The organism is Nonomuraea sp. NPDC049784 (assembly GCF_040659615.1).
GTDB lineage: Bacteria > Actinomycetota > Actinomycetes > Streptosporangiales > Streptosporangiaceae > Nonomuraea.
Map to the genome: position 1 here is coordinate 1 of NZ_JBFAMX010000870.1, position 3,383 is coordinate 3,383.

The window sequence follows — 3,383 nt, forward strand, 5'->3', positions numbered from 1 at the left end:
AGATCACGGACACGATGACGATCGCGACAGGCCAATCCATGACGACCCCTCCCACAGAACCCGGCACTTTCAGCCCACATCACCGGCTACTGCCCGCACCAGGGACGAGGGGTCGGGGTCGGCGCCGACCTTGCTGACGACCACCACGCCGTCCTCGGGGAGCAGCGCCTCACGGATCAGGTCGTTGACGTAGCCGTCGCCGTAGAACTGGGCGGTGTCGACGTGGTCGACGCCGAGTTCGACCGCGCGGCGCAGCACCGCAATGGCTTGGGCGCGGTCATGGTGCAGGCGGCGAGCTGCATCGCCCCGTAGCCGACACGGGAGACCGTGTGGTCCCCGAGCCGGGGCGTGGAGCGTTGGTGTGGGTCATTGCGCTGTCTCCTCGTTGTCGTGGGCCTTGCCTGGCGCCGGCTGGTCAGGCGGATGACCTCACCTGGCGGCCGTGACCGGCTCGGCATCGGGACTGGCGGCTGGTGTGGCGGTGCTGCGCAGCGGGACCTGGCGGATGAAGAGGGCCAGGACGATGCCGGCGGCGGTTACGGCCGCGCCCCAGGTGAACAGGGTGGTGATGCCGTTGGTGACGGCTTGCTGGAACAGGTGCTGGGCTGATTCGGGGAGGGCACGCAGCGCTTGCGGGGTCATCGAGGTGGCGGAGGCGGCGACGTTCTGCGCGGCCGGCCCGGCGCCGGCCAGGGAGTCGGCCAGTTGACTGGTGTAGACGGCGCCGAGCAGGGAGACGCCGAGTGAGCTGCCCATGTTGCGTAGGAAGGTCGACACCCCGGTGCCCGCGCCCATGTCGCGCAGGTCGAGGCTGTTTTGGGCGATGAGGGTGCTGGTCTGCATCAGCGCGCCCATGCCGGTGCCCAGGACCACCATGTAGAGGGCCGTCATCGTGGTGGTGGTGTCGAGGTTCACGGTGGCGAACAGTGCCAGGCCGGCGGTGACGAGGATGGTGCCGGCGATGGGCAGCGACTTGTAGTGCCCGGTCTTGCTGATCAGCGCGCCGCCGGCCAGGCTGACGATCATTGCGGCGATCATCATCGGCATGAGCAGCAGTCCGCTGTTGGTGGCCGAGGAGCCCTGGACGAACTGCTGGAACTGCGGCAGGAAGCCCGTGGCGCCGAACATGGCGAAACCCGAGATGAAGGCGACGGCGCCGGCAAGGGAGAAGTTGCGGCTCTTGAAGACCCGCAGCGGCATGATCGGCTCGGCTGCCCGCCGCTGGACGATCACGAAGGCGACGAACCCGGTCACTGCCAGCGCCGCCAGGCCGAGGATCTGCGGCGAGCTCCAGTCGTACTGGGTGCCGCCCCAGCTGGTGATGAGCACCAGTGCGGTGATCCACACCGTCAGCAGCGCGGTGCCCCACCAGTCGATCACGGCCTTGCCGGTGCCCTTGGGCAGCTTGGCCAGGGTGATCCAGCACAGGATCAGGGTGATGGCGCCGAGCGGCAGGTTGACGTAGAAGGCCCAGCGCCAGGTGAGGTTGTCGGTGATGAAGCCGCCGATGAGCGGGCCGCCGATCATCGCCACCGGCATGGCGGCCATCATCACGCCCTGGTACTTGCTACGATCCAGCGGCGGGATCATCTCACCGATGATCGACAGCACGCCGACCATCAGGCCGCCGGCTCCCAGACCTTGCAGGGCGCGGAAGCCGATCAGCTGCGCCATGTCCTGCGACATCCCGCACAGGACCGAGCCGAGCAGGAAGAGCGCCACGGCGGCGACGAAGACGATGCGCCGGCCATACAGGTCGCCGAGCTTGCCCCAGATCGGCGTGGCCACGGTGGAGGCCAGGACGTAGCCGGTGGTCACCCACGCCAGGTGGTTCAGGCCGCCCAGCTCGCCGACGATGGTCGGCAGCGCCGGAGCGACGATCATGTTGTCCAGCATCGCCAGCAGCATGGCGATGACCAGGCCGCTCATCGTCACCAGGATCTGGCGATGCCTGAACCCCAGCCCGGCCTGCTGCCCCGCCGCCGAAGGGCTTGCTGCGTCTTTCGCGCTGTCTTCTGCCATCGTGTGGCTCCTGTCATGCTGAGAAACGTACCTGCCGGTCGGCAAGTATCTGGTGATTGAGGCGCCCCTGGATATGTCGAGGGGCGCGGATGTCGACCTTCCGGCCTCGGTGAGGCGTCGGCCTGGCTCGCCGTCTGCAGCAGGCCGGGGCCGCTTCACCGGGTCAGGTGTCAGCGTCGGTGGCCGCAGGCGTTGACCTGGGCCACCCAACCCGGGCGATGTCTTCGGCTCAAAGGTCCGGATCCGCAGAGAGCGCGGGCCTGGCCCTGCGTCGCCGTCGCATCACAACGGTGACGACCATTCCGGTCAACAACGCGATGGCAACGAGGGCAATCACGCCACCGGCGTTCAGGCTCGCGACAACTCCGACGCCGATCAGAAGCGGCAGCGCCTGAGAGCAGGCCGCGCCGAGCACCAACGGCGGCAGGAACCTGCGGTAGGGCATGCCCGCCGCGCCTGCCACGGGAGGCACGAAACTCTGTACGGGGGCGATCAGGCGGCCTATCAACACCGCTCAGCTGTCGTGGTCGTTCACCAGCTTCGCGGCCTGATCCCAGCGCCGCGAAAGACGTTTCTTGATCAGATTCGTCTCGCGCAAGGGGGGCCCGACGCGGCGGCCGAGCTCGAATCCGATCACGTTGCCCATCATGGCGGGCCCACGAGCCCCGCCGCCATCAGCAGCCCCGCACCGGACAGCGACCGCAACCACCCCAACACATCGAACAAGGTTCACTCACCTTTCACATCGGCCCCTCACGGCAACCGGCAGCGACCCCGCTCGACGGCGACGCGGTTCATGCGGGCCGGGCTGTCCCTCCTCGCCGGCATCAGGGGCTGTTGATGTCGCTGATCCGGGCCCGCATGTCGGCCGTGCTGTTCTCGTGGGGGAACGGCTCGTCGGGGATCGGGAGGTCGAGTGCGGCGCACAACGGCTCCCAGCCGTCGGCCGGCTGCCATTCCAGCAGCCGGTGCGCCGGGACGGTGGCGCGGACCTCGGCGAGGTGCCGCTCGTAGGCCGCGATGACCTTGTCGCGGTCGTGGGGGTCGCCGAACGCGCCGCCGAACAGGGCCCCGATCATCCCCTGCATGGCGCCGGCCTGTTCGGGGGTGAGAGGGGCGGCCATCGGCGGCCGCGCGCCGTCGAAGTTCCCGCTCCTCAGGCGGCGCGCCCCTTCCAGCACCGTCCGGTCCATGCTCTGGTACCAGCGCTCGGCGCTCTCCCGCCGGGACAGCAGCACCAGCGCGTCCGGGTACTCGGCCGACAGTTCGCGCCAGAACCACGACACCGGCCAGTCCACCCCGGCGGCGTATCCGGCGAGGAACCGCTGCCAGTCCGGCATGGCGCCCGCGCAGGCGTCGCG

The 3,383-nt window shown here is 69.1% G+C and carries 5 protein-coding genes; all 5 read right to left on the reverse strand.

Features of this window, described 5'->3' with window-relative positions; genetic code table 11:
* Nucleotides 1-69: 69 nt before the first annotated feature.
* A complete protein-coding gene (locus tag AB0J09_RS60120) occupies nucleotides 70-258 on the reverse strand; it encodes an aldo/keto reductase (RefSeq protein ID WP_360712705.1) in 189 nt (62 codons plus the stop codon).
* Between the two features lie 171 nt (nucleotides 259-429).
* Nucleotides 430-2,022, reverse strand: a complete 1,593-nt coding sequence (locus AB0J09_RS60125; protein WP_360712708.1) for an MDR family MFS transporter — start codon at nucleotides 2,020-2,022, stop codon at nucleotides 430-432.
* 229 nt (nucleotides 2,023-2,251) lie between these two features.
* Nucleotides 2,252-2,485, reverse strand: a complete 234-nt coding sequence (locus tag AB0J09_RS60130; protein WP_360712710.1) for a hypothetical protein — start codon at nucleotides 2,483-2,485, stop codon at nucleotides 2,252-2,254.
* A gap of 51 nt (nucleotides 2,486-2,536) precedes the next feature.
* Complete coding sequence (locus AB0J09_RS60135) at nucleotides 2,537-2,659, reverse strand: hypothetical protein (RefSeq protein ID WP_360712712.1); 123 nt, start codon at nucleotides 2,657-2,659, stop codon at nucleotides 2,537-2,539.
* A 190-nt stretch (nucleotides 2,660-2,849) separates the two neighbouring features.
* Nucleotides 2,850-3,383, reverse strand: a 534-nt coding sequence (locus tag AB0J09_RS60140) for a sulfotransferase family protein (protein ID WP_360712715.1), incomplete at its 5' end; no start/stop codon positions are given.

Coding starts and splice junctions, on each gene's coding strand:
- AB0J09_RS60125 (WP_360712708.1), bottom strand. CDS start 2,022: ATGGCAGAAGACAGCGCGAAAGACGCAGCAAGCCCTTCGGCGGCGGGG.